The 25,232-nt window shown below is 68.1% G+C and carries 27 protein-coding genes and 1 pseudogene; 13 read left to right on the forward strand and 15 right to left on the reverse strand.

Features of this window, described 5'->3' with window-relative positions; translation table 11 throughout:
* Nucleotides 1-39 precede the first annotated feature (39 nt).
* The gene (locus AB0H86_RS03860; RefSeq protein ID WP_362432597.1) at nucleotides 40-1,527 is read left to right on the forward strand and encodes a YibE/F family protein; all 1,488 of its coding nucleotides are present in this window, start codon (nucleotides 40-42) and stop codon (nucleotides 1,525-1,527) included.
* A gap of 162 nt (nucleotides 1,528-1,689) precedes the next feature.
* On the opposite strand, the gene AB0H86_RS03865 is transcribed toward AB0H86_RS03860, so the two are convergent.
* The 4 genes from AB0H86_RS03865 to AB0H86_RS03880 all read right to left on the reverse strand — a co-directional run bounded on the left by AB0H86_RS03865 (nucleotide 1,690) and on the right by AB0H86_RS03880 (nucleotide 4,157).
* Complete coding sequence (locus AB0H86_RS03865; protein WP_362432599.1) at nucleotides 1,690-2,127, reverse strand: SsgA family sporulation/cell division regulator; 438 nt, start codon at nucleotides 2,125-2,127, stop codon at nucleotides 1,690-1,692.
* A gap of 99 nt (nucleotides 2,128-2,226) precedes the next feature.
* Nucleotides 2,227-2,964, reverse strand: coding sequence for an IclR family transcriptional regulator C-terminal domain-containing protein (locus tag AB0H86_RS03870; protein ID WP_362433650.1), 738 nt, complete (start codon nucleotides 2,962-2,964; stop codon nucleotides 2,227-2,229).
* Between the two features lie 505 nt (nucleotides 2,965-3,469).
* Nucleotides 3,470-3,682 carry a DUF5326 family protein gene (locus tag AB0H86_RS03875; RefSeq protein WP_003991465.1) on the reverse strand — a complete coding sequence of 71 codons (213 nt, stop codon included), beginning with the start codon at nucleotides 3,680-3,682 and terminating at the stop codon, nucleotides 3,470-3,472.
* 157 nt (nucleotides 3,683-3,839) lie between these two features.
* On the reverse strand, nucleotides 3,840-4,157 hold the full coding sequence (locus AB0H86_RS03880; RefSeq protein ID WP_362433652.1) for a cupin domain-containing protein: 318 nt from the start codon (nucleotides 4,155-4,157) through the stop codon (nucleotides 3,840-3,842).
* Between the two features lie 58 nt (nucleotides 4,158-4,215).
* Between AB0H86_RS03880 and AB0H86_RS03885 the strand changes: the two genes are divergently transcribed.
* From AB0H86_RS03885 to AB0H86_RS03905, 5 genes are all read left to right on the forward strand, one after another.
* A complete protein-coding gene (locus AB0H86_RS03885) occupies nucleotides 4,216-4,593 on the forward strand; it encodes a phage holin family protein (protein ID WP_362432601.1) in 378 nt (125 codons plus the stop codon).
* Between the two features lie 7 nt (nucleotides 4,594-4,600).
* Entirely contained in the window at nucleotides 4,601-5,092 is a 492-nt protein-coding gene (locus AB0H86_RS03890; RefSeq protein WP_362432604.1) for a low molecular weight protein-tyrosine-phosphatase, read from the forward strand.
* The gene (locus tag AB0H86_RS03895) at nucleotides 5,089-6,258 is read left to right on the forward strand and encodes a cystathionine gamma-lyase (protein WP_362432606.1); all 1,170 of its coding nucleotides are present in this window, start codon (nucleotides 5,089-5,091) and stop codon (nucleotides 6,256-6,258) included. The genes AB0H86_RS03890 and AB0H86_RS03895 overlap by 4 nt, the downstream gene beginning before the upstream one ends.
* 224 nt (nucleotides 6,259-6,482) lie before the next feature.
* The gene (locus AB0H86_RS03900; RefSeq protein ID WP_362432608.1) at nucleotides 6,483-7,424 is read left to right on the forward strand and encodes a LysR family transcriptional regulator; all 942 of its coding nucleotides are present in this window, start codon (nucleotides 6,483-6,485) and stop codon (nucleotides 7,422-7,424) included.
* Nucleotides 7,425-7,511: 87 nt separating this feature from the next.
* Nucleotides 7,512-7,994: an NUDIX hydrolase gene (locus AB0H86_RS03905; protein ID WP_362432610.1), complete on the forward strand. Its 483-nt coding sequence runs from the start codon at nucleotides 7,512-7,514 to the stop codon at nucleotides 7,992-7,994.
* Nucleotides 7,995-8,046: 52 nt separating this feature from the next.
* On the opposite strand, the gene AB0H86_RS03910 is transcribed toward AB0H86_RS03905, so the two are convergent.
* Together AB0H86_RS03910 and AB0H86_RS03915 are read right to left on the reverse strand one after the other, a co-directional pair.
* Nucleotides 8,047-9,696, reverse strand: a complete 1,650-nt coding sequence (locus AB0H86_RS03910; RefSeq protein ID WP_362432613.1) for a globin domain-containing protein — start codon at nucleotides 9,694-9,696, stop codon at nucleotides 8,047-8,049.
* A gap of 418 nt (nucleotides 9,697-10,114) precedes the next feature.
* Nucleotides 10,115-10,747, reverse strand: coding sequence for a haloacid dehalogenase-like hydrolase (locus AB0H86_RS03915; RefSeq protein WP_362432615.1), 633 nt, complete (start codon nucleotides 10,745-10,747; stop codon nucleotides 10,115-10,117).
* Nucleotides 10,748-10,942: 195 nt separating this feature from the next.
* Between AB0H86_RS03915 and AB0H86_RS03920 the strand changes: the two genes are divergently transcribed.
* The gene (locus AB0H86_RS03920) at nucleotides 10,943-11,809 is read left to right on the forward strand and encodes a GNAT family N-acetyltransferase (protein ID WP_362432617.1); all 867 of its coding nucleotides are present in this window, start codon (nucleotides 10,943-10,945) and stop codon (nucleotides 11,807-11,809) included.
* Between the two features lie 67 nt (nucleotides 11,810-11,876).
* Here AB0H86_RS03920 and AB0H86_RS03925 read toward each other — a convergent pair.
* Nucleotides 11,877-12,083: pseudogene (locus tag AB0H86_RS03925) on the reverse strand (MFS transporter); the annotation flags it as partial.
* A 20-nt stretch (nucleotides 12,084-12,103) separates the two neighbouring features.
* Between AB0H86_RS03925 and AB0H86_RS03930 the strand changes: the two are divergent.
* Nucleotides 12,104-12,556 (forward strand): GNAT family N-acetyltransferase, encoded by a 453-nt coding sequence (locus tag AB0H86_RS03930; RefSeq protein ID WP_362432620.1) that lies wholly within the window; start codon nucleotides 12,104-12,106, stop codon nucleotides 12,554-12,556.
* Nucleotides 12,557-12,622: 66 nt separating this feature from the next.
* Here AB0H86_RS03930 and AB0H86_RS03935 read toward each other — a convergent pair whose 3' ends face one another.
* Complete coding sequence (locus AB0H86_RS03935; RefSeq protein WP_362432623.1) at nucleotides 12,623-14,008, reverse strand: serine hydrolase domain-containing protein; 1,386 nt, start codon at nucleotides 14,006-14,008, stop codon at nucleotides 12,623-12,625.
* A gap of 215 nt (nucleotides 14,009-14,223) precedes the next feature.
* On the opposite strand from AB0H86_RS03935, the gene AB0H86_RS03940 reads away from it, so the two are divergent.
* Nucleotides 14,224-14,787 carry a dihydrofolate reductase family protein gene (locus tag AB0H86_RS03940; protein WP_362432625.1) on the forward strand — a complete coding sequence of 188 codons (564 nt, stop codon included), beginning with the start codon at nucleotides 14,224-14,226 and terminating at the stop codon, nucleotides 14,785-14,787.
* 106 nt (nucleotides 14,788-14,893) lie between these two features.
* On the opposite strand, the gene dnaB is transcribed toward AB0H86_RS03940, so the two are convergent.
* A complete protein-coding gene (dnaB, locus tag AB0H86_RS03945; protein ID WP_362432628.1) occupies nucleotides 14,894-16,375 on the reverse strand; it encodes a replicative DNA helicase in 1,482 nt (493 codons plus the stop codon).
* 452 nt (nucleotides 16,376-16,827) lie between these two features.
* Here dnaB and AB0H86_RS03950 point away from each other — a divergent pair, with 452 nt between their 5' ends.
* On the forward strand, nucleotides 16,828-18,174 hold the full coding sequence (locus tag AB0H86_RS03950) for an MATE family efflux transporter (RefSeq protein WP_362432631.1): 1,347 nt from the start codon (nucleotides 16,828-16,830) through the stop codon (nucleotides 18,172-18,174).
* 131 nt (nucleotides 18,175-18,305) lie between these two features.
* On the opposite strand, the gene rplI is transcribed toward AB0H86_RS03950, so the two are convergent.
* The 4 genes from rplI to rpsF form a co-directional block, all read right to left on the reverse strand.
* Complete coding sequence (gene rplI / locus AB0H86_RS03955; RefSeq protein WP_286063466.1) at nucleotides 18,306-18,752, reverse strand: 50S ribosomal protein L9; 447 nt, start codon at nucleotides 18,750-18,752, stop codon at nucleotides 18,306-18,308.
* A gap of 18 nt (nucleotides 18,753-18,770) precedes the next feature.
* Nucleotides 18,771-19,007 carry a 30S ribosomal protein S18 gene (gene rpsR / locus AB0H86_RS03960; protein WP_003949403.1) on the reverse strand — a complete coding sequence of 79 codons (237 nt, stop codon included), beginning with the start codon at nucleotides 19,005-19,007 and terminating at the stop codon, nucleotides 18,771-18,773.
* Between the two features lie 56 nt (nucleotides 19,008-19,063).
* Nucleotides 19,064-19,678: a single-stranded DNA-binding protein gene (locus AB0H86_RS03965; RefSeq protein ID WP_362432634.1), complete on the reverse strand. Its 615-nt coding sequence runs from the start codon at nucleotides 19,676-19,678 to the stop codon at nucleotides 19,064-19,066.
* A gap of 75 nt (nucleotides 19,679-19,753) precedes the next feature.
* Complete coding sequence (rpsF, locus tag AB0H86_RS03970; protein WP_266400014.1) at nucleotides 19,754-20,044, reverse strand: 30S ribosomal protein S6; 291 nt, start codon at nucleotides 20,042-20,044, stop codon at nucleotides 19,754-19,756.
* Between the two features lie 264 nt (nucleotides 20,045-20,308).
* Between rpsF and AB0H86_RS03975 the strand changes: the two genes are divergently transcribed.
* The 3 genes from AB0H86_RS03975 (at nucleotide 20,309) to AB0H86_RS03985 (ending at nucleotide 23,030) form a co-directional block, all read left to right on the forward strand.
* Nucleotides 20,309-20,623: a hypothetical protein gene (locus AB0H86_RS03975; RefSeq protein ID WP_362432638.1), complete on the forward strand. Its 315-nt coding sequence runs from the start codon at nucleotides 20,309-20,311 to the stop codon at nucleotides 20,621-20,623.
* Between the two features lie 179 nt (nucleotides 20,624-20,802).
* Nucleotides 20,803-21,924 (forward strand): peptidoglycan bridge formation glycyltransferase FemA/FemB family protein, encoded by a 1,122-nt coding sequence (locus tag AB0H86_RS03980; protein WP_362432640.1) that lies wholly within the window; start codon nucleotides 20,803-20,805, stop codon nucleotides 21,922-21,924.
* A 74-nt stretch (nucleotides 21,925-21,998) separates the two neighbouring features.
* The gene (locus AB0H86_RS03985; protein WP_362432642.1) at nucleotides 21,999-23,030 is read left to right on the forward strand and encodes an alanine racemase; all 1,032 of its coding nucleotides are present in this window, start codon (nucleotides 21,999-22,001) and stop codon (nucleotides 23,028-23,030) included.
* 87 nt (nucleotides 23,031-23,117) lie between these two features.
* Here the strand turns inward: AB0H86_RS03985 and AB0H86_RS03990 are convergent, their stop codons facing one another.
* Nucleotides 23,118-24,653, reverse strand: coding sequence for a glycosyltransferase 87 family protein (locus AB0H86_RS03990; RefSeq protein WP_362432645.1), 1,536 nt, complete (start codon nucleotides 24,651-24,653; stop codon nucleotides 23,118-23,120).
* 152 nt (nucleotides 24,654-24,805) lie between these two features.
* Entirely contained in the window at nucleotides 24,806-25,186 is a 381-nt protein-coding gene (locus tag AB0H86_RS03995; protein WP_362432648.1) for a hypothetical protein, read from the reverse strand.
* Nucleotides 25,187-25,232: the final 46 nt, after the last annotated feature.

A 25,232-nucleotide genomic window follows, 5' to 3' on the forward strand; every position in this document is an offset into this window, starting at 1 on the left:
TGAACAGGGGGCCCCTGTCGTTCTTGCGATGATCGGGCGGTGACCACGACGCATCAGCCTCCGTACCCACCGCCCGAGCCGCCCCGTGGCTTCGGTCCCGGCAACGGCGACCATGGCTCTGATGGCGGGCAGGGGCCCGGTGACAGCGGGCCAGGACCGGATTCCGAGGGTGGCGGACACGGCCACTCACACGGTCACAGCCACAGTCATGGTCCGGCCGCCCCCGTATCCCAGCACCTGCGCAAGGTCATCGCCGCCATCCTGATCCCGTTCGGAGTCGCGGTGGTGGTCGGGCTCGCGGTGCTGTGGCCCGGGGGCGCGCCGGCTCACGAGCGAACCGGCGTCGGTTTCGACCGGCAGACGCAGCAGGCGACGGTCACGAAGGTCGAGAGCGTCAGCTGCAAGTCGGTGAACGCCTCGGGGGACGCCCCGACCGGCGACACCTCCACCGCCGAGGGCTCGTCCGCCCAGCAGCAGGCGGACGGTACCTGCAAGCGGGCCACGATCCGGGTCGACACCGGCAAGGACAAGGGCCGTACGTTCACGGAGATCGTGCAGCCGGACCAGTCTCGGCAGTTGAACCAGGACGAGAAGGTCGTGGTCGCGTACGAGCCCTCCGCGCCGAAGGACCTGCAGTACTCGGTCACCGACGTGAACCGCAGGCTGCCGATGGCCCTGCTCGCCGGAATCTTCGCCATCGCCGTCGTGGTGGTGGGCCGGCTGCGCGGTGTCATGGCGCTGGTCGCGCTGGCCATCAGCTTCATGATCCTGAACTTCTTCATCCTGCCCGCGATCCTGCAGGGCTCGAATCCTCTGCTCGTGGCGGTGGTCGGGGCGAGCGCCATCATGCTGATCGCCCTGTACCTGTGCCACGGACTGTCGGCCAGGACCTCCGTGGCCGTGCTCGGCACACTGATCTCACTGCTCCTGATCGGCGTCCTGGGTTCGCAGTTCATCGGCTGGGCCGCGCTCACCGGCAATACGGACGACAACACCGGACTGATCCACGGCCTGTACCCGTCGATCGACATGAGCGGTCTGCTGCTCGCCGGCGTCATCATCGGTTCGCTCGGTGTCCTGGACGACGTGACGGTCACACAGACGTCGGCGGTCTGGGAACTGCATGAGGCCAACCCGTCGATGGGCTGGCGCGGGCTGTACCGGGCGGGCATCCGCATCGGCCGCGACCACATCGCTTCGGTCGTCAACACGCTCGTCCTCGCCTACGCGGGCGCCGCCTTGCCGCTGCTGCTGCTCTTCTCGATCGCCCAGAGCAGCGTGGGGACGGTCGCCAACAGCGAGTTGGTCGCTGAGGAGATCGTGCGCACGCTGGTGGGCTCGATCGGCCTGGTCGCCTCGGTACCGGTCACCACGGCCCTCGCGGCCCTGGTGGTCTCGGCCGACCGGCCGGGAACAGGGACGTCCGCAGCTGCGGCAGGGGCAGGAGTCACGGGAACGGGACCGATGCCGGTGGCCGACCGCCCGGCTCCGGCACGCGGTGGGAAGGGGCGCCGGCGCAAGCACTGACGCGGGAGGTTCGGCCGGCCTCGGTCGCGTCTCCTCCGCCGCCCTCCCAGGCCTCGCCCGACCATCCGAGCAGAAGCGTTCCTGCGAACCCTCTCAACTGTGCGGAATCTTGTGCCGGTTCCGGCGCCGTAACGCTTCTGCCGGTTCCGGCGCCGTAACCCTTCAGCCGGCGCTCTGCTCCTCCGCCAGGATGCGGTCCAGCGCCTCGTCGAGATGGGCGTCGAAGTCGGCCAGCGCGCCCTCCTGGCCCAGCGGCACCAGCTTGTCGGTGCGGTCGAGGAACGCGACCAGCGGTGCCGTGGACGAGCGGAACAGCGCCTGGTCGCCGCCGACCTGCAGCCGGATCAGTACGTCACCCAGTGTGTCGGCGTCGGCGGGCGCGACCCGTACATCGCCCTCCCCGCATGGGCGTCCCACTCCGTCGATCAGCAGCTCACGACCGAAGGCCCAGGTCACCGGGGCATCGCCGGGCAAATGAAAGGTCAGCCGGACGGCATAGGGATCGCAGGTCTCGTAGCCCAGCTCCACCGGGATGCGGAAGGAGAGCTCCTCGGACACGAGAAAGCTCATCATGACCTCTGCCTGTACGGACTCTCGCATCGCCTACCCCGTCGTGTGACGTCGTCTGGCCGGGAATGACCCCTCTGACACTGTTGGCATCTTGCTGAACGTGCACGACAGATCACAAGGAGTGAGTTTTCAGATACTGATAGAGAGGGCGAGCGACCCCAGATGCCGCCCCACGGCGTTCTGCAACTGCCGTGTCGCCGCAGGCAGACGATCGGCCTGGTGCGCGGGGAGGGAAATGGCCATGGTCGCGGCTGTCGTTCCCACGGTGATCGGAATCGCCGCGCACACGGTGCCCAGCGCGTACTCCTGGCGCTCCGTCACCGCGTCCATGCGCCGCGTACGTTCGAGCCGCCTGAGGAGCGTGTGGCCGTCTCGCACCGTGTACGGGGTGATGGACTGCACAGGGTGCCGGTCGAGGTGGTCGCGGCGGGCGTCCTCGTCCAGTTGGGCCAGCAGGCACTGACCGATGGCGTGCGCGTGCCCGGTCTCGCGGAAGTCGGCCCACTCCTCGACCGCCGGATTGCCCGGGGCGTCGGAGACGCACACGACCTCGATCTCGCCCTCGCGGTACATGGCGTAGTACACGGGGACGCCGATGGCGTCACGCCAGTCGGCGAGCGTGTCGACGACGGTGCTGCGACGTTTCTGCCGCGCTCCGCTGCTGCCCAGTCGCTCGGCCGCCTCGCCGAGGAAGAACAATCCCTTGTCCCGGGACAGATAGCCCTCGTGCACAAGGGTGCGCAGCAGGTGGTAGGCCGTGGGGAGCGCCAGACCCGTCTCGCGGGCCAGTTGCTTGGCGGGAGCCCCGTGTTCGTGCTCGGCCACGGCCTCCAGCAGACGCATGGCGCGCTGCACCGACCCGATCAGGGTCGCGGACTGCGGCGCCGCGGAGGATTCCGTCGGGTGCCGTTGCCTGGGGGGCGTCCGCCGCTGCGCGGGAGGGGGCGTCGTCGAGCGTGGCTGTGCCGGCAGCGCGGGCCGCTCGGTGGACGTCGACGTCGAGCGCGGCCGTCCTGTCGGCGCTGCGGGTTGCTCGGGTGGCCGGATCCGGGACCCCGGAGTCGGGACGGCGACCCGGGCGTCAGCGCGGGGTGCGGGGGTTTCCGTGTGGGCGGTGTCAACCGTGGCCAAGGGGCACTCCCGAAGCGCGAGGGGGCGGCCCGTGCTGGGGAACACGGGAGGGCTGGTACGCCACTCACGGGGGTTCGTCCCCGCGACGAATCCGGACTCTAATGGCCCGTCGTCGCTCGCAGACGGCCTGCCCGGGAAACTTCCCTCGCGCGAGGGAACCGGCGATTCCTGTTACCGATCGCCGGTTGCCCCGCGTGTACCTCTCATTCGTCGCCCGAGACGGCCCGGTCGCACCGGGCGCTCACCAATCGCTGCGCGACGAGGAGCTGGATGTGAACTTCCGTACGACGTAGATCAGTCCGCCGACCAGTGCCACGAAGACCAGCACCTTGAACAGCAGTCCGATGACGAAGCCGACGACACTGGCGATCAGCCCGCCGAACACGACCAGGGCGATGACCGGCACCGCGACCCACTTAACCCACCACGGTAGTCCCGCGAAGATCTCTCGCATCGCCCTTACCTCTCCGATACCTGTCCACACCCGGCGCTCTTGGTGCCGGATCTGCCAATGTCCTGCACTCGATGCTAGGGCGAGGAGCGGGCCGGCGGGGGCCTCGCATCCCTTGTCCGCCCCTGACTGATCCCCTAGGGAACCCCGAGGTCGCGGGTCACCTCTCGGGCGGAGAGAACACCACCAGCACCCTGAGGTCCTCGCTGATGTGGTGGAACTTGTGCCCGACACCGGCCGGTACGTACACCACGCTGCCGCGCGCCACCTCGGTGGTCTCCATGCCGACGGTGATCGCCGCGCGGCCGCTGACGACGAAGTACACCTCGTCCTGGTTGTGTGGTTGCTGGGGATCGCGCTCGCCCGCGTCGAGCGCGTACAGGCCGACCGACATGTTCCGTTCCCGCAGGAACTGGAGGTAAGCGCCGTCGTTGGCGGCGCGTTCCGCCTCCAGTTCATCCAACCGGAATGCCTTCATCGACTTAGTCCGCCCCTGCCCGTACTCGTAACTGATCTCGTCTGCCACGATCAGACACATGATGAATTTCGTAGTCAAGACGATCGCCAACGCGGGCGCCCTGGCGGTTGCCGTATGGCTGCTGGACAAGATCACCCTGACCGGTGACAGCACCGGCAAGAAGATCTGGGCCCTGATAGTCGTCGCCCTGGTCTTCGGCCTGGTGAACTTCCTGGTCAAGCCCATCGTGAAGGTACTTACCTTCCCCCTGTTCATCCTGACCCTCGGCCTGATCACCCTCGTGGTCAACGCCCTGATGCTGCTGCTCACCTCGTGGCTGGCCGACAAGCTCGACCTGAGTTTCCACGTGGAGGGCTTCTGGACGGCCGTCCTGGGCGGCCTGATCATCTCGATAGTGTCCTGGGCGCTTCACGTCGTCCTGCCCGACGAGGACTGAGCACGCCATGACCTACCGCGTCTGCTTCGTCTGCACGGGCAACATCTGCCGCTCACCGATGGCCGAGTCGGTCTTCCGCGCCCGCGTGCGGGAGGCCGGGCTCGACGGCCTCGTGGAGATCGACAGCGCCGGCACGGGCGGCTGGCACGAGGGCGACGGCTCCGACCCGCGCACCGTCACCGTCCTGGTGGACAACGGCTACGACGCCACGCACACCGCCCGGCAGTTCCAGCCCTCCTGGTTCTCCCGCCTCGACCTCGTCATCGCCCTCGACACCGGCCACCTCAGGGCACTGCGCCGCCTCGCGCCCACCGCGCAGGACGCGGACAAGGTACGGCTGCTGCGTGCCTACGATCCCGCCGCGGGCGCCGACCTCGACGTGCCGGACCCGTACTACGGGGGCATGAACGGCTTCGAGGAGTGCCTTGAGATGGTGGAGGCGGCGAGCGAGGCTCTGCTCACCGCGGTACGGAACGACGTGGAGAATGGGGCGGCATGAGCGACTCCGGCAAGGGTGACGAGATCGGCGCGGCGGGTTCTGCGGGCGCCGGGGACGGCACGCGCGCGGTGCGGGCAGGGCTGCCCGAGCCGGCCAAGAACGAGCCGACCCTGCCCGGCCCGGTCTTCGCCGCGCACTTCCATCTGCCGGGCGAGGTGACGGGTCCGTACGGCTACGGCCGCGACGACAACCCCACCTGGACCCTGCTGGAGCGCGCGATCGGCGAACTGGAGGCGCCCGGGCAGGACGGCGTCGAGACGCTGGTCTTCGCCTCCGGGATGGCCGCCATCTCGTCCGTGCTCTTCTCACAACTGCGCGCCGGGGACACGGTCGCCCTGCCCGACGACGGCTATCAGGTGCTGCCCCTGGTCCGTGCCCAGCTGGAGGCGTACGGCATCGAGGTGCGGACCGCGCCGACCGGCAACGACGCACAGCTCGACATCCTCGACGGCGCGAAACTGCTGTGGATCGAGAGCCCGTCGAACCCCGGGCTCGACGTGTGCGACATCCGACGGCTCGTCAAGGCGGCACACGCGCGCGGCACCTTGGTGGCGGTCGACAACACGCTCGCGACACCGCTCGGGCAGCGCCCGCTGGAGCTGGGCGCCGACTTCTCCGTGGCCAGCGGCACCAAGCAGCTGACCGGCCACGGCGACGTCCTCCTGGGATACGTGACCGGTCGCGACGCCGAGGCCATGGCCGCCGTACGCCGCTGGAGGAAGATCGTCGGGGCGATCGCGGGACCCATGGAGGCCTGGCTCGCGCACCGTTCGATCGCCACGCTGCACCTGCGGGTCGACCGGCAGAACGCGAACGCCCTGGTGCTCGCCGAGGCGCTGCGCGAGCGGCCCGAGGTGACCGGGCTGCGCTATCCCGGGCTGCCCGACGACCCCTCGCACAAGGTCGCCTCGCAACAGATGCGCCGCTACGGCTGCGTGCTCACCTTCACGCTGGCCACGCGCGCGCGTGCCGAACGTTTCCTCGACGCGCTACGGCTGGTGGACGACGCGACCAGCTTCGGCGGGGTGCGGTCCACGGCCGAGCGGCGCGGGCGGTGGGGCGGCGACGCCGTGTCGGAGGGCTTCATCCGTTTCTCGGTCGGTGCCGAGGACCCGGAGGACCTGGTGGCGGATGTGCTGCGAGCGTTGGACGCGTCGGCACCCTGACCACGTCGCGCCCGCGCCGTGCGACCTCCGCCACATACAGCGGACGGTCCGAGCCTCCCCCCTCGTGGCTCGGACCGCCCTCGGTTCCGCGCGCGAAGAACCGCGTGACCAAGGCTAGTTGACTCTGTGTCAGTGTCCAATCACAGTAGCGACAGAGGCCTATCGACATATTTATAGTTGGGCCCTGCCTCGGGGCGGGAGAAGGGCAAGGGGAGGGCGTCGCCATGGATCTGGCCTTACTGCGCACCTTTGTGACGGTGCACCGGGCCGGTTCCTTCACCCGCGCCGCCGCTCTGCTCGGACTCTCCCAGCCGGCTGTCACCTCGCAGATCCGTACGCTGGAGCGGCAGCTGGGACGCCCCCTGTTCCTGCGGCAGGCCCGCGGAGTCACCCCGACGACCATCGGCGACGAGCTCGCCCACAAGGCGGCTCCGCACCTCGACGCCCTGGTGGAGATCGCGGAGACCGGTCTCGACGACGAGTCCTCCCTGCGCACCCTGCATCTCGTCGGGCCTCCCGAGTTCACCGCGGAACGGGCGTTACCGGCGCTCACCGCGCTGACCGGCGAGGACGGCCAGGGCTTCGCGCTGCGCACCTCCTTCGGAAACGCCGAGGAAGCCTTGGAGGGGCTGGCCGCCGGACATCATGATCTGGCCATCAGTACGGCCCGTCCGCGCGGCGGCCTGCTCACGGCGACTCCGCTCTGCGACGAGGAGCACGTCCTGGTCGCCGCTCCGCGGTGGGTCGAACTGCTCGGCTCCGGGAAACCCCGCCGCAGGGGAGCACGAGCGCTGGAGAACGTTCTGGCGGCCAAGGGGGCGCATGCGCTGGAGAGCGTCCCCGTGGTCGAGGTGCACGAGTCCTTGCCTTTCGTCTCCCGCTACTGGGCCTCCGTCTTCGACTCCCGCCCCGCTGCCCCGGGCACCGTCATCGTCCCCGACCTGCGGGCGGCCCTGGCGTGTGCGGCCGCGGGCGCCGGGCTCGCCGTGCTGCCGCGCTATCTGTGCGCGGCCGCTCTGTGGCGCGGTGACGTCGTCGCCCTGCACGATCCCGCGGTGCCGCCCCTGCGCACGTACTTCCTGTCGGTCCGGACCGGCACACTCGCCATGCCGCATATCGCACGGGCGCACGAGTGGCTTCTACGGGCGTCCGACGGCTGGTGCTGAGCCCCGATTCCCGCTGGTCACAGGACGGATTCACCCGGTGACGTATCGCGATGTTTCACGTGGAACCAACGGGGCCACATTCCTCCCATGACCGTCCGACCCGTGGTCAAGCGCACCGCACGCGCCGTCCTGCTGGACGGTGACGACCTGATCCTGATCAAACGCACCAAGCCTGGCACTGATCCCTACTGGCTCACTCCCGGCGGCGGGGTCGAGCCGGAGGACCCGACCGTCATCGACGCCCTCCACCGCGAGGTGCACGAAGAACTCGGCGCCAAGATCACCGACGTGGTGCCGTGCTTCGTCGACACCGTGGAACACATCGGCGAGGATGGCGGCGCCACCGGCGTGAAGGTGCAGCACTTCTTCGTCTGCCACCTGGAATCGATGGATCCGGCTCTGCGCCATGGCCCCGAGGTGGACGAGCCCATCGGCGAGTACGAGATCGTACGGGTGCCCTTTACCCGGGTCGGCATCGCCTCCGTCCATCTCGTGCCGCTGTCCCTGCGGCACTACCTGGACGGCAACATCGAGGGCGTACGCGCCATGCACGCACCGGACCTGGGATGACAGCCGTCAGGCCTCACCCGATGGTTCGGGCCTGGCTGACAGCGGCCGTAACTCACAGAGCGGCGACGAGCTCCTCCAACGAGTCGTGGCGTATGCGCTCGAACGGGATGCCGATGTCCTTGAGCGCGTTCACCCCGCTGCGGATCATGCCGGGCGGGCCCGACAGATAGGCGTCGTACTCGTCCCACGGGCCGTACTGGCGTATGGCGTCGGGGAGCTGGAGATGCGCTTGCTCATCGACGACCGCCCAGACCGAGAGCCAGTGGTGGGACTGCTGGAGCCTGAGCATCGTGTCGATGTCGTAGAGGTCGTGGTTGGTACGAGCGCCGTAGAACACCTCGACCGGTCGCCGCTCCCCGTGTTCGGCGAGGTCCTCCACCAGAGCCTTGATGGGCGCTATGCCGGTGCCGCCGCCCAGGCAGAGCAGTCCGCTGTCGGAGGTGTAGTCCACGGTCATCGAACCTGTCGGCGGGCCGAGCCGAATGACGTCACCGGGGCGGGCGCGGTGCACCAGGGCGTTGGAGACCCAGCCCGCCGGGACGGCCTTCACATGGAACGACAGCAGGCCGTCGGAGCGGGGTGCTGAGGCGAAGGAGTAGTGCCGCCAGATCCGTGGCCACCACGGCGTCTCCAGGCTCGCGTACTGCCCGGCGAGGAAGGGGTAGGGCTGGTCGGGGCGGACGGTGACGACCGCGACGTCCGGCCTCCTGAGGTCGTGCGAAACGACCTCCGCGTGCCACCAGGGCGGAGCGCGCAGTTCGTCCGTGGCCGCCGCGTCGATCATGACCTGCGAGATCGTCGTGTACGTGCGGACCCACGCGGCTTCAGTCTCCGCGTCCCACCCGGAGGCGTACTTGCTCAGGGCGCCGATCAGGCATTCACCGACCGCCGGATAGTGCTCGGCACGGGTGCCGTACTTGCGGTGGCCGCGGCCGAGGTTCTGCAGGTAGTCGACGAGGACCTTGGTGTTGTCGATGTGCTCGGCCGCGGTGAGCAGGGCCTTCAGCAGGCGGTCCCGCTGGGTGTCCATCGCCGCCGGGAACAGCGGCCGGAGGTCGGGGTGGCGCACGAAGAGGAGCGCGTAGAAGTACGACGTGACCTTGTCGGCGACGGGGCCGATCTCGGCCATGGTCCCGCGGATGAGGACGGCGTCCGGAGAGGCGTCCCGGGTCGGGGCCGGCCGCTGGGTCGGGACGCGCTGACCGGCGGGCGGGGCCTCGACGGGCGGGGCTTCGGTGGGCTGGGCCTCGACGGGCGGGGCCACAGCGAGCGCGCCCCTTGCGGGCGGCGCCGTGCTCGGAGCGGTGGCAGTGGCGGGGGCGAAGGCGGGGGGCGGTGTCGAGGAGGCCTGGGGCGCGGGCTGTAGCCCGGCGTCCCGTATCGGGGCCGGTCCGCCGTCTCCGGCTGTCATGGGCCGCGGTAGGTCGTCCGCCGCCGAGGCGGGCGGTACGGCCTCGGGGGCCGGTGAGGCGGGCTGCTGCGCGTCGTCAGTCGTGGCGGGCGGGGTGGAGCCCTCCGGTGGTGGGGTCGTGCCAGTGCCTGTCGTGGTCCTGCCCACTGGGCGCATCGCCGCCAGGCGGCTGCCCTCGGCTGCCTCCCGTTCGTCGCCAGAAGGCGCCGCAGGCTGCTTGTGCGGCGTGAACCAGCCGCCCCCGCCGCCGGACGTGCCGTTGTCGGCCGACGTGGTGGTCGGAGCGTCCATGGTGTGCCTCGCCTCGAACATCTTTCGGTCGGTCTGCGCACTTCCCTGGTCGGAAAGTGCCTGCTTCCCCCCGTAGACGGCTTGCTTTCCCCGTTCGCTACCGCAGCCAATACAGCCTCATTCAACCCGTGTTCCGACTCCGTACGGACAAGTAAGGCGAGAGTGTGACATTGGCCGCAGGCCTCTCACCGCAGCGTCCCACTGGTAGGGGAGCCTCGGCCGCATAACAGGAAATGCGGGTCTTCGATCTCTCCATCCCGTTAAGCTGCAATGTCTTACTCCGGATCCGCACAGGGTGCACAGGATGTACACCTCGCCCCGACCCGAACCGGAGTCGACCATACCGGCCGACGGTCTGCACACAAGTCCCGCCTCCTCCACCACGAATTGAGCAGGGGCAAAACAGTAAATAGATCAATTACCGGGCGTGCCGCACCAATTCATATGCTTCCCACAGATCTCTCCCCATATAAGAGTGGGTCGAGAGACTGGACAGATGACGGTCCGCATTGACCGCGACGGAGATCGGCACTACGCCGAACAAGTCCCTGTCGGAGAACGAGTCGCCGTACGCGACGCAGTCGGCCCGCGTGACAGCGAACTCCTCGCACAGCCGGTCGGCGATCCGTACCTTGGCCGCTGCACTGAGGACTCCGGCAGGGTCCACAGGCTCCGTGAAGGGCACTGCGGGAAAAAGAGAACCGTGCGCCGCGTGCGCACCCCAGCCGATGAGCCGCTCCACGAAGAAGGACGGGGAAAGCGAGACGACGGCACAGTAGTCGCCCGCCTCTCTGATCTCCGTCCAGACCTCACGGATCCGAGCCAGCCACGGTGCGCCGTCAAAGGCCGCTGCCACATGCGCCTCAGTGAGATCGGCCCAGAGCGCGTACACCTCTGCCGCGTACTCGGGCGGCCCTATCAGCCCCGCCCCGATGGCTTGGTCGAGCGCCACTGCCTCGGCTTCCAGACCGAGTTGTCGGGAAATCTCCACAGGCGCCGTGGTTCCGTGCAACAACGTGCCGTCGAGGTCGAAGAGATGCAGTCTGGCCATGCCCTGAGGCTAGTGCGGTGCCTTTTCCGCTTCTTGATCGACCGTCACCGGACAGGATCCGTTCGTCGGTGTTTCACGTGAAACACCCAGCCTCAGTTCGGACACTGTGGAGTTGGCTATGACATGGCCAAAAGCTCCTACGTCCCCACGGAAACAGGTAGACGTCGAGGGCACACGTCAGACAGCCTGACCTGCGTGCCGACTCCTTCCCCCACTGTTCTGCCCATCCGCCGTCTGACGCTTCGCGATCACACCGCCTGCGCCGACCTGTCCGAGGACCGGGGGTGGCCACGCGAGGAACACAAGTGGGGCTTCCTCCTCGCCGCCGGGAAGGGCTACGGCATCGACGACCCCGAAGGCGGGCTCGTCGCCGCGTGTGTCGTCACCGAGTACGGACTACAGGACCGCCCCGACCTCGGGGCCATCGGAATGGTCCTGGTCGCCAAACGGCATGCCCGCCAGGGCGTCGGGCGCCGACTCATGCGGCACATCGTCTCGGCCATGGGCACCACACCGCTGACCCTGCACGCGACACCGAACGGCCGCCCGCTCTACGAAGAACTCGGGTTCAAGGTCATCGGCCAGACCGAAATGCTGCTCGGACACTTCACGCCGGACGGGACGAATCCTGGGATCGCCACACGTCCGGCCACCGCCGAGGACCTCACCGGCATCCTCCGACTCGACGAGGAGGTGTTCGGCGCCGATCGCACCCACATCATCACCCGACTGCCCGCCTTCGCCGATCAGTTGCGCGTTGCGGAGGAGAGCGACCGGATCATCGGATACGCGGGCGTGTGGCCCAACATGGACACCCAGGTCGTCGGCCCACTGATCGCCCGCGACACCCGGACTGCGAAGGCATTGCTCGCTTCCCTCGCCGCACACTCCGACCGTCCGCTACGCACCGACATCGACGTACGGCACGAAGAGCTGCTGGCGTGGGCGAAGAAGCGGGGCCTGGTATCCGTTGCCTTTAACGCGGTCATGACCTACGGCATCGCGGAACTGCCCGGTGACTGGAGCCGGCGGTTCGCCCCGCTGACGGTAGCCGCGGGCTGAGACGCGCCGCCAGAACGACGCCGGTTCCCGGAGGCTCCGGGAACCGGCGCGTTGTGGCCTGCGCGGATCAGTGACGGACCGCGGCCGGCTGTCGCGCCGGCCGACCCTGTGTGACCACCGTGCTGGGCCCGCTGTCACGGCACTCCAGAGCGACCGAGAGAAGTGCGAGCAGCAGGGCGCCCGCGGCTACGGCGGCGCCGACCCAGTTGGGGGCGGTGTGGCCGAGGCCGGCCGAGATGACGAGCCCTCCGAGCCAGGCGGAGAGCGCGTTGCCCCCGCACCTAGGGTGCGCTTATGGGAGATCTTGAGATACGAGCCGCCACGAGTGTCGACATCCCCGCGATCGTCGCGATGCTGACTGACGACCCTCTGGGCGCCCAACGGGAGTCACCGGACGACCTGACCCCGTATTTGACGGCACTGGAACGTCTGTCGTCCGACCCTCACCAGCACCTCGTCGTCGCCGTACGCGAGGGCCGCGTCGTCGGCACGCTTCAGCTCACGGTCATCCCCGGACTGTCCCGGCGCGGCTCCACCAGGTCGATCATCGAGGGCGTACGCATCCACGCCGATGAGCGTGGCAGCGGCCTGGGCACACAGCTCATCGAGTGGGCCATCGACGAATCCCGCCGCCAGGACTGTCAGCTGGTCCAACTGACCTCGGACAACACCCGCACGGATGCCCACCGTTTCTACGAACGGCTCGGCTTCACGGCCTCACACCTGGGTTTCAAGCTTCAGCTGTGACACCAGCGCCCCGACATGACATGGCGTCCTGTTTCACGTGAAACAGGACGCCATGCGCGAGGACGTCTAACCGATACCCCGCCACCCCTCGGGGTCCACCCCGCCCGGCACAGAGGGCCCCTCCTCGTACGGCTGACACGTGAACACGAACGACCCGAGGTCGAGGTGGCTCAGGGATCCGTCAGGCCGCCGTACGGCCCTCAGGAGCTCTCCGGCGTAGTAGCCCTCCAGGCCGGTCCAGGTGCCGTCGCCGTTGGCCCGGAGCCGCGAACGGCGGCCGTTGCCCGACAGCGGCTCCAGCGAGACGAGTCCGTCGGCCGTCAGTCGTAGACCGAACGCATGGGTTCCCCAGTACCACTGCCCGACCAACTCCATTGCTGAGGCGTCGACTTCGGCCAGTGGTTTCCACGGATCGGGAATCCGCGGCTCTGCCTCGGCGACGATCCGCACGAGATCGGCGCCCACGGTCGCCAGCAGCGGCCCGGAGGTGCAGTTGGCCAGGACCACCGCCGCGACGTCGTCCGCCACGCTGATGGTGAGCCCGGCCAGAAAACCCGGCAGCGAACCCGAGTGCCCCACGAGCAGCCGGCCGTCCCGGTGCTGGATCTGCAGGCCGAGCCCGTAGGTGGCACCGTCCGCGACATCCGCGGCCTCCGCCGGCGCTGCGGGAGTACGCATCTCCTGCACGCTCCGTGCGCCGAGCACCCTGTCGTCCCCCTTGGTGAGGAAGGCAGCGAAGCGTGCCAAATCACCGGTCGTGGACCAGAGCTGACCGGCCGGTGCCATCCGGCCGAGGTCCTCGGCCGGCTCCGGGAGCATCGCATCCGCCCAGGGATGCACGGCCCAGCCGCCGGCATGGGGCGCCTGCGGCTGCGCGCTCGTGCGACGGAGGCCCAGAGGTTCGAGCACTTCGCGCTGCAGTACTTCCTCCCACGGAGCCCCACGCAGCCTTTCGATGAGCGCTCCCAACAACGTGTAGCCCGGATTGGAGTAGTGGAAGCGGCGTCCGGTCGGATGCCGGAAGGGCTGCTCGCCCAGTACGTCGGCGAGCTCGGGCCGCAGAGAGCCCGGGGTGCGTTCCCACCACGGCGCGGGTGACTCGGCCGCCAACCCGCCCGTGTGGGCAAGAAGGTCGGCGACGGTGGCCTCCCCCGCCCCGGTGCCGGGCAGATGCTTCTCCAACGGGTCACCGAGGTCGAGCACGCCCTCGTCGCGCAGCCGCAGTACGAGAACGGCCGTGAAGGTCTTGGTGATCGAACCGATCCGGTACTGCACGTTCTCGTCGGGACCGTGTCCGTCCACCGATGTCCGCGAGCCGTGCCACACGGCTCGCCCGTCCCGTACCACCGCGGCGACCAGTGAGGGAGCTCGCCCTTCGGCCTGGGCCACGGCGATCCGGTGCAGCAACGCACGGCGCGTGCCGGGCAGCAGCTCTTCCTGAGGTGTCGTCATGCCGCCAGTCCACCCCGCTGACCCCGTGGGCGTCGACTCCATTTGGCCGAAGGCTGGGGCCGGGCCGGCCCTGTAGGGTCTCGCCGCTCGTGACATGTCGATCTTGCGTGACGTGGGCGTACGAGGACGACATGTGAGCTCAGATCGCGCACCGATGAGTTTCCCGCGCCGCGCCGGTCTGTACGCGTGAGACCGACTCACGGAAGGCTGGCGCCATGCGGAAACTGATCTACGGCATGAACCTGACCCTGGACGGCTACATCGCCGCGCCCGGCGACGACATCGGCTGGAGCGTGCCCAGCGACGAGCTGTTCCAGTTTTGGTCCGACCAGTTGCAGGCGACCGAACTGACGCTGTACGGGCGCAAGCTGTGGCAGACGATGAGCTCCTACTGGCCGACCGGTGACCAGCAGCCCAACGCCACCCCGGCGGAGATCGAGTTCGCGCGCCGCTGGCGGGACATGTCGAAGGTGGTGTTCTCCTCGACGATCGACAAGGTCGACTGGAACACCCGCCTGGTCACCGGCGACGCGGTCGCCGAGATCACCCGGCTCAAGGCCGAGGACGGCGGCCCGATGGACATCGGCGGCGCGACGCTCGCCGGGGCGGCCATGCGGGCCGGGCTGATTGACGAGTACGTGCTGGCCACCGCGCCGGTCCTGGTGGGCGGCGGCACGCCGTTCTTCACCGCGCTGGACAACTGGGTGAACCTGAACCCGGTGGAGACGCGGACGTTTCCCGGCGGCGTGTTCCTGACCAGGTACGAGACGAGGCGCTGAGCAGCAGCACCCCCGCGCTGGTCTCACCGTGATGTCGTATGCGACATCGGTACGACACGGCCCGTGAGATTACGACATCAGCCGCGAGACCCTACAGGCCCGGGGATCAAGTCTGCGCCATGTCCACGAACCGCGAGTAGTGGCCCTGGAAGGCGACCGTGATCGTGGCCGTCGGACCGTTACGGTGCTTGCCCACGATGATGTCCGCCTCGCCCGCGCGCGGTGACTCCTTCTCGTAGGCGTCCTCACGGTGCAGCAGGATCACCATGTCGGCGTCCTGCTCGATGGAGCCGGACTCACGCAGGTCGGACACCATCGGCTTCTTGTCCGTGCGCTGCTCGGGACCACGGTTGAGCTGCGAGAGCGCGATCACCGGGACCTCGAGCTCCTTGGCCAGGAGCTTGAGGTTACGGGACATGTCCGAGACCTCCTGCTGACGGCTCTCGGAACGCTTCGACCCACCGGCCTGCATCAGCTGGAGATAGTCGATGATCACAAGCTTGATGTCGTTGCGCTGCTTCAGCCGACGGCACTTCGCACGGATCTCCATCATCGAGAGGTTCGGGGAGTCGTCGATGTAGAGCGGAGCGGACGACACCTCGGGCATCCGGCGTGCCAGGCGCGTCCAGTCATCGTCCGTCATGGTGCCGGAACGCATGTGGTGCAGGGCGACTCTCGCCTCGGCCGACAGCAGACGCATGGCGATCTCATTGCGGCCCATTTCGAGGGAGAAGATGACGCTGGCCAGGTTGTTCTTGATCGACGCGGCACGCGCGAAGTCGAGCGCGAGCGTGGACTTGCCCATGGCGGGACGGGCCGCGATGACGATCATCTGGCCCGGGTGCAGGCCGTTGGTGAGCGAGTCGAGGTCGGTGAAGCCGGTGGGCACGCCGGTCATCTCGCCACTGCGTGAACCGATCGCCTCGATCTCGTCGAGGGCACCTTCCATGATGTCGCCGAGCGGCAGATAGTCCTCGCTGGTGCGCTGCTCGGTGACCGCGTAGATCTCGGCCTGGGCGCGGTTGACGATCTCGTCGACGTCGTCCTCGGCCGCGTATCCCATCTGCGTGATGCGGGTGCCGGCCTCGACCAGGCGGCGCAGCACCGCCCGCTCATGGACGATCTCCGCGTAGTACTCGGCGTTGGCCGCCGTCGGCACGGTCTGAACCAGGGTGTGCAGATACGATGCGCCGCCGACCTTGTTGATCTCGCCACGCTTGGTGAGCTCGGCGGCGATCGTGATGGGGTCCGCCGGCTCACCCTTGGCGTAGATGTCGAGGATCGCCTGGTAGACGGTCTCGTGCGCGGGTTTGTAGAAGTCGTGGCCTTTGAGGACCTCCACGACGTCAGCGATGGCGTCCTTCGACAGGAGCATGCCGCCGAGGACGGACTGCTCGGCATCGAGGTCCTGCGGCGGTACGCGTTCGAAGGCCGAACCGCCACCGTCCCAGGCTCCGTTCTCCCCGCCGCGGTCGTGTTGCTCGTCACGACCCCTGGCTCCTCCGTCCCCTCGTCTGCGGGAAGTGGGCAGACGATCACTGGGACCGCTGTCGGCCCAAGGATCGTCCAAAGGCTCGGAAATACTCACCCGAGCCACCTCCTCCCGTCCGCGAAGCGGACCTCTACCGTGCCTCTCATTTCTACGGCACGGCACTGACAAGTAAGAGGCCCAACTCCGGTTCTGACGCGTCGGGTTTGTGATGATTTTCGGGCCGACGGACGGAGTGGGCGTCGGACTACCGTAGGCCCGCGGGCACCGTCAGCCAATCTGGTTATCCACAGGCCATGTGGACGACGGCCCAGATGCTGTGGAGAACTCCACAAAACCTGTGCACGACACAGTGGACAGGCCTGTGAACAAGCTTCGACCCATCCTGCGAAGACCTCCCTGACCTGCAAGTTTCCCATCCACCGGCTGTGCAGAAGAAAAACTTCCTCAGTCGGACCAAGATCACTTGAAGTCATCACGAAGAGTGGGCGCTCCTGACACTGAAGTAAGGGTCAGTGAAGCGTTGTATCTCTTACCTGTGGATGATTAGATTGGTGCTCATGACACAGGCTCCCGCGCCCGCCAGGACCGCCCGGCGACAGCACGATCGAGAGATCGTCGTTCTCGCCTTTCCGGCCTTCGGCGCACTCGTCGCCGAGCCCCTCTTTGTCCTTGCCGACAGCGCGATCGTCGGCCATCTGGGCACGGCACAACTCGCCGGACTCGGCGTCGCCTCAGCTCTCCTCACGACCGCCGTCAGCATCTTCGTCTTCCTCGCCTACGCCACCACGGCCGCCGTCGCCCGACGTGTTGGCGCCGGCGATCTCTCAGCCGCCATCCGCCAGGGCATGGACGGAATCTGGCTCGCGTTACTGCTCGGCGCCGCCGTCATCGCGGTCGTCCTGCCCGCAGCACCGGCGATCGTGGAACTCTTCGGCGCCTCCGACACCGCAGCCCCGTACGCGATCACCTACTTGCGGATCTCGTCCTTCGGCATACCGGCCATGCTGGTTGTTCTTGCCGCGACCGGTGTCCTGCGCGGGCTGCAGGACACGCGGACACCTCTGTACGTAGCCATCGCGGGCTTCCTCGCCAACGCCGCCCTCAACGTGGGGCTCGTCTATGGCGCCAACCTCGGCATCGCGGGTTCCGCGTGGGGCACCGTCATCGCGCAGTGCGGCATGGCCGCCGCCTATCTGGTGGTCGTCGTCCGCGGTGCCCGTCAGCACGGAGCCTCCCTACGCCCCGACGCCGCCGGGATCCGCGCCTCCGCTCAAGCCGGCGTCCCACTACTGGTCCGCACGCTCTCCCTGCGAGCGATCCTGATGATCGCCACAGCTGTCGCGGCCCGCCTCGGCGACGCCGACATCGCGGCACACCAGATCATCCTGTCCCTATGGAGTCTGATGGCCTTCGCCCTCGACGCGATCGCAATCGCAGGGCAGGCCATCATCGGACGCTATCTGGGCGCCGACGATCCCCAAGGAGCCCGAGCCGTCTGCCGTCGCATGGTGGAATGGGGCATCGCGGCCGGTGTCATACTCGGTCTGCTGGTGGTCATCGCTAGGCCACTCTTCCTGCCACTGTTCACCAGTGATCCGATCGTCACGGACGCCGCCCTGCCGGCCCTTCTCATGGTGGCGCTCTCCCAGCCGATCTGCGGGATCGTCTTTGTCCTGGACGGAGTCCTGATGGGAGCGGGCGATGGACCGTACCTCGCCTGGGCGATGGTGCTCACCCTTGTGGTCTTCACCCCCGTGGCCCTGCTCGTCCCTACGGTCGGTGGCGGTCTCACCGCCATCTGGGGAGCGATGACTTTGATGATGACAGTCCGGATTCTGACCCTCTGGCTCCGTTCCCGCTCGGGCCACTGGCTGGTCACGGGTGCCACCCGCTGACCGTTTCACGTGAAACCGGCGTTTCACGTGAAACATGGCCTCCCTGTCGGTCAGGGCCCTTGGGCGCGCGGAAGGGGCCGCACCCTGGCTGGGTGCGGCCCCTTCTCAGCTGTTCAGCCGAAATCCGGCGATCAGGCCGCGACGACCTCGATGTTGACCTTGGCGGCAACCTCGGGGTGCAGACGCACGGACGTCTCGTGGGCGCCCAGCGTCTTGATCGGCGTGCCCAGCTCAATGCGGCGCTTGTCGACCTCGGGGCCACCGGAAGCCTTGATCGCGGAAGCGATGTCGGCCGGAGTGACGGAACCGAAGAGACGACCGGCGTCGCCGGAGCGAACTGCCAGACGGACCTTGACGCCCTCGAGCTGGGCCTTCACAGAGTTGGCCTGCTCGATGGTCTGGATCTCGTGGATCTTGCGAGCACGACGGATCTGCTCGACGTCCTTCTCGCCACCCTTGGTCCAGCGGATAGCGAACTTCCGCGGGATCAGGTAGTTGCGAGCGTAGCCGTCCTTGACGTCGACGACGTCGCCCGCGGCACCGAGGCCGGAGACCTCGTGGGTGAGGATGATCTTCATGTGTCAGTCACCCTTCCCTTATCGCGCGGTGGAGGTGTAGGGCAGCAGCGCCATCTCACGGCTGTTCTTCACGGCCGTGGCGACGTCACGCTGGTGCTGCGTGCAGTTGCCGGTCACGCGGCGGGCACGGATCTTGCCGCGGTCGGAAATGAACTTCCGCAGCATGTTCGTGTCCTTGTAGTCCACGTACGTGACCTTGTCCTTGCAGAAAGCGCAGACCTTCTTCTTCGGCTTGCGCACAGGCGGCTTCGCCATGGTGTATCTCCTGTGTGATCAAGAAGTGTGGGTACGGCCCACCTCGGCCCGAGGGCCTAGAAGGGGGGCTCGTCCGAGTAGCCGCCGCCGCTGCCGCCGCTGCCGCCGCCGGAGTTTCCACCCCAGCCGCCGCCACCGGCGCCACCGCCCTGGTTGCCACCGGCGGGAGCGCTGGTCGCCCACGGGTCGTCGGCGGGTGCTCCGCCGCCGCCCTGCTGGCCGCCGCCGGAGCCTCCGCCCCAGCTGCCGCCGCCCTGGGCGCCACCGCCACCGCCGCTGTAACCGCCCTGACCCTGCCCACCGCGACCGGTGGTCTTGGTGACCTTGGCCGTGGCACTGCGCAGGCTGGCGCCGACTTCCTCGACGTCCAGTTCGTAGACCGTGCGCTTGACGCCCTCACGGTCCTCGTAGGACCGCTGCTTCAGCCGGCCCTGCACGATGACGCGCATGCCTCGCTGGAGCGACTCGGCGACGTTCTCCGCAGCCTGACGCCAGACCGAGCAGGTCAGGAACAGGCTTTCGCCGTCCTTCCACTCGTTGGTCTGACGGTCGAAGGTGCGAGGAGTGGACGCGACACGGAACTTCGCGACCGCCGCACCGGAGGGGGTGAAGCGCAGCTCGGGGTCGTCGACAAGATTGCCGACGACCGTGATGACGGTCTCGCCTGCCATGGGGGAACCTCTCGGCGGGTTTGCTGCTGGCTGCTGGCTGCTACTCGAATCCCGAGATCAGCTGAGCGGGAGAGCTCAGTGGGTCTCGGGGCGGAGGACCTTGGTCCGGAGGACCGACTCGTTCAGGTTCAGCTGGCGGTCGAGCTCCTTGACGACCGCAGGCTCGGCCTGCAGGTCGATGACCGAGTAGATGCCCTCAGGCTTCTTCTTGATCTCGTACGAGAGACGACGACGGCCCCAGGTGTCGACCTTCTCGACCTTTCCGTTGCCCTCGCGGACGACGGAGAGGAAGTTCTCGATCAGGGGGGCGACAGCGCGCTCCTCCAGATCGGGGTCGAGGATGACCATCAGTTCGTAGTGACGCATGTGGAACCCACCTCCTTTGGACTCAGCGGCCACGGTCGTTCCGTGGCAGGAGGGTTGTGATGCGTACGCAACGGTATCGGCCACCACTGACAGTCGGGGTTCCTCGGGGGATTCCTCGACCGTGACGTGGGCAGACACCGGTGCAGAAGGTACAGCCTACCCGCACACCGGCTTCCGGTTGAAATCCGGCCGCCGGGACCGTCAATCTGTACCCATCGGGTGTGTATGGCGCTACGATGCGCCGCCTTTCGCAGGAGGTGCCCCATGGCACAAGCATTGCGACCCAACACCGTCGGAGGACTGTTCGCCACGGACGGCAAGTCCCACCCTCTCCAGGACACACTGCTCGCGGTGACCCTGGTACTGGGCATCACTTCGTTCGTCACGGCGATGTTCGACGACCTGCACCTGCTCAGCTCCTGGACCGGCCTGGTGGGGATCCTCACGGGCGCGTACGGGCAGTGGATCTCGGAGACGACCCGGGAACGCTTCGGGCTGATCCTCGGCCTCGGCGCATCAGGGGTCGGCTTCTTCCTCGGCATGGCGCACGGCGGTCTCTTCGGCGGGGTCGTCGGCTGACGCCACGGACACCGCTCTCCAACCCCTCATAAAGACACCGCGGAACGCCTCGGCACCCACAGGCCGGGGCGAAGGTGCCGTATGCCCAGTCGAGGCGCTCGCAAGGCGCAGTAGGCTTCGCCGCGAGAGCCAGGAGCCCCTGTACCCATGGGGACACACCAGCCCGAGGAGCGCCCCGAATGAGCCTGACCCTGAGGACGATCAGTCGCGAGCAGCATCTGGCATACATCCAGAGCCTGCCGTCGGCGAGCCACATGCAGGTTCCGGCCTGGGCGGAGGTCAAGGCGGAGTGGCGCTCCGAGAGCCTCGGTTGGTTCGACGACCGCACCGGCGACATGGTCGGCGCGGGGCTCGTCCTCTATCGACAGCTGCCCAAGATCAAGCGCTATCTCGCCTATCTGCCCGAGGGCCCGGTCATCAACTGGTTCGCGCCAAATCTCACCGAGTGGCTGGAACCGATGCTCGCGCACCTCAAGCAGCAGGGCGCCTTCTCGGTGAAGATGGGCCCGCCGGTCATCATCCGGCGCTGGGAGGCCCCCTCCATCAAGCAGGGCATCCAGAGCCCTGATGTGAAGCGACTGCGGGACATCGAGGCCGACTTCATCGAACCGCGCGCCTTCGAGGTGGCCGACAAACTGCGGCGCATGGGCTGGCAGCAGGGCGAGGACGGGGGCGCCGGCTTCGGTGACGTACAGCCTCGCTATGTCTTCCAGGTGCCCCTGGCGAACCGCTCCCTGGAAGAGGTCCACAAGAACTTCAACCAGCTGTGGCGCCGCAACATCAAGAAGGCCGAGAAGGAGGGCGTCGAGGTCGTCCAGGGCGGCTACCAGGACCTTGAGGAATGGCAGCGGCTCTACGAAATCACTGCCGTGCGCGACCACTTCCGGCCGCGCCCGCTGTCGTACTTCCAGCGCATGTGGACGGCCCTCAACACCGAGGACCCCAACCGCATGCGGCTGTACTTCGCCCAGCACAACGGCGTGAACCTGTCGGCGGCGACGATGCTGATCGTCGGCGGGCACGTCTGGTACTCCTACGGCGCCTCCGACAACATCGGCCGTGAGGTCCGGCCCTCGAACGCGATGCAGTGGCGGATGCTCCGCGACGCCTACGCGCTCGGCGCGACCGCCTACGACCTGCGGGGCATCTCCGACTCGCTGGACGAGACCGACCACCTCTTCGGCCTGATCCAGTTCAAGGTGGGTACGGGCGGCCAGGCCGCCGAGTACCTCGGCGAGTGGGACTTCCCGCTCAACAAGCTGCTCCACAAGGCGCTCGACATCTACATGTCGCGCCGCTGACGTCGCGTTCCTCGCTTCAATAGCACCCATACCTCTGATACACCGCAGCCCCGAGAAAGGTTCCAGGTCCGGCCATGGCGCTCACGCTCTACGTCGACACCGCGCGCTGGCGGGCGCACCACAAGCACGTGCAGGAGCAGTTCCCGGGGCTCGTCCCCGTCTGCAAGGGCAACGGCTACGGCTTCGGACACGAGCGTCTGGCGGAGGAGGCCACTCGCCTGGGCTCGGACGTCCTCGCCGTGGGCACGACGTACGAGGCCGCCCGGATCAGGGACTGGTTCGGCGGTGACCTGCTGGTGTTGACGCCGTACCGGCGCGGCGAGGAACCCGTGCCGCTGCCCGACCGGGTCATTCGCTCGGTGTCCTCGATCGACGGGGTCTACGGCCTCGTGGGTGCGCGCGTGGTCATCGAGGTGATGTCCTCGATGAAGCGCCATGGCATCAGCGAGCAGGACCTTCCCCAGTTGCACGCGGCCATAGAGAACGTCCGCCTGGAGGGCTTCGCCATCCACCTGCCGCTGGACCGCACCGACGGCTCGGACGCCGTCGAGGAGGTCATCGGCTGGATGGACCGGCTGCGCGCGGCCCGGCTGCCGCTGCACACGATGTTCGTCAGCCACCTCAAGGCCGAGGACCTCGCCCGGCTCCAACAGCAGTTCCCGCAGACCCGCTTCCGCGCCCGTATCGGTACGCGGCTGTGGCTCGGCGACCACGATGCCACGGAGTACCGCGGTGCCGTCCTGGACGTCACGCGCGTGGCCAAGGGCGATCGCTTCGGCTACCGGCAGCAAAAGGCCGCCTCCGACGGCTTCCTGGTGGTCGTGGCGGGCGGAACGTCGCACGGGGTGGGACTGGAGGCCCCCAAGGCGCTGCACGGCGTCATGCCGCGGGCCAAGGGCGTCGCCCGCGCCGGCCTCGCCACCGTCAACCGGAACCTTTCTCCGTTCGTCTGGGGCGCCAAGCAGCGCTGGTTCGCCGAGCCGCCGCACATGCAGGTGTCGATCCTGTTCGTGCCCGCCGACGCCGCGGAGCCGACGGTCGGCGACGAACTGGTGGCCCATCTGCGGCACACCACCACGCAGTTCGACCGGATCGTCGACCGCTGACACTTTCGGACAACCGAAAGGCCGTACACGGAGCTCCGTGTACGGCCTTTCGTATGGGCAATTCGGGGCCCCCTCCGCAGTGTTCGCTCAGAGCGAACTGTCTGTGGAGGGCGGCGTAGTCGACCCGGTTTCCCGGATGCCCCACTCCACCTGAGGCCCGTCGAAGTGGGCCGCGTGCCGCGGCGGATGCGCGGAGGGGCCGAGGACGAAGACGTCCTCCGCGCCGTCGAGCACGCCGCCCGAGGGGTCGTCGTCACCGGCCAGGCGCACCACGTCCCGCTCGGGCACGACGATGTCGCGCACAACCACCGCACACAGGTACAGCGTGCCCAGCAGGTGCAGGGCGATGGACCAGTGGTAGCCGTCGGTCGGCAGGCCCTTGTGGGCGTCTCCGCTGCTGGTGTACGCGAGGTACAACCAGATCCCCAGGAAGTACGCCACCTCGCACGCCTGCCAGATCAGGAAGTCCCGCCACTTCGGCCGCGCCAGTGCGGCCAACGGCACCAGCCACAGGACGTACTGCGGCGAGTACACCTTGTTGGTGAGGATGAAGGCCGCGACGATCAGAAAGGCGAGCTGGGCGAAGCGCGGGCGGCGCGGAGCGGTCAGGGTCAGGGCCGCGACGCCGGCACAGCACAGCAGCATCAGCAGCGTGGCCATGGTGTTGACGGTGTCGGTGGCGGGCGGGTCGTTCGAGTTCTGGACCCAGATCAGCCAGAAGGAACCGAAGTCGACGCCCCGCTCCTGGCTGAACGTGTAGAACTTCGACCAGCCGTCGAAAGCGAAGAACATCACCGGCAGGTTCACCACCAGCCAGGCGACCACCGCGCCCGCCAGGGCGGTGCCGAACTGCCGCCACTTGCCCGCGCGCCAGCACAGCAGGAGCAAGGGGCCGAGCAGGAGAAAGGGATAGAGCTTGGCGGCCGTGGCGAGCCCCAGCAGGACACCGAAGGCGACCGATCGGCCCCGGGACCACATCAGCATCGCCGCGGCCGTCAGAGCGACTGCCAGAAGGTCCCAGTTGATGGTGGCGGTCAGGGCGAAGGCAGGCGCCAGGGCGACGAGCAGACCGTCCCAGGGGCGCCGGGCATGCGTACGGGTCACGCATACGGAGATGACGGCTGCGCAGGCCATCAGCATCCCGGCGTTGACCATCCAGTACCACTGCTCCTGGTCCTGGATGCTGCCGCTGCCGGGTGTGAGCCACGAGGCGACCTCCATGAACACACCGGTGAGCACCGGGTATTCGAGGTACTGCATGTCACCGGGCAGCTTGTCGAAGTACGGGACGAGCCCGTCGGCGAAGCCACGCCCCTGGTACAGGTGCGGGATGTCGGAGTAGCAGGCGTGCGTGTACTGCGAACTGGCGCCGAAGAACCAGGCGCCGTTGTAGCAGGGTGCTTTCTGGACCAGGCCGAGGACGAACATGCCGATCGCCACCAGAGCGATCACCCGGACGGGAGTCCACCAGGACGTTCCGAGCAGGGCGCGCCGCCCCAGGGGGCCACCGATCAGTTCACTGCCGGCCGCGGCGACCGCGTCGTCCTTCGTCGGCCGTACCGGCTCGGGCTCGGGCTCGTGCACGCTCGCTTGCGTCGATTCTGCGCTGGGCATGTCGCACATCCTGCCGTACGCACCTGAGAACCGGTGCGGGGTCGGCGACGGACGTCCGGCTCGCCCTGTTCCACGACGGTACGCGCGCGCGTGTGCGCGTGCCGGCCACGACAGGCTGCCTGTCTCGACGGCTTGTCCACCCGGTCGACTGGTCCGTCACATCAGCTTGTCGGTGACGCCAGCTTGTCGATCCAGTGGCCCGGACACGTCTCCTGGGTACGGACCACGCCGAAGATCACCGAGTCGCTGAGCGGGCCGGGCTTCTGGAAGCACACCTTCCACTGCTGCGGGGTAACGCGCTCGAGCTGGCCCCCGCCGTTCGCTTCGCTGAGGCCGTACCCGTAACGCGCCTGTACGGCCGCGTCGAGCGCGACGGGCAGAGGCTTGCCCACCTGACTGGGCAGCGGGGCTCTGGGACTCGCTGCCGGGGCGGTGGACGCCGCGGACTCGGCCACCCCGGAGCCGGCGCAGCCGGCCGTTGCGGCGAGGCAGGCGGCGAGCACCGCGCCAGACATCGCCCGGCGGGAGGCTGTGTGGTTCAACTGGCGCATCCTTCGTTTCCTCCGGCCGTCCAAGGCACGTTTCTCT

The organism is Streptomyces sp. NPDC050997, from assembly GCF_040660135.1.
In the GTDB taxonomy this organism is placed as follows: Bacteria; Actinomycetota; Actinomycetes; order Streptomycetales; family Streptomycetaceae; genus Streptomyces.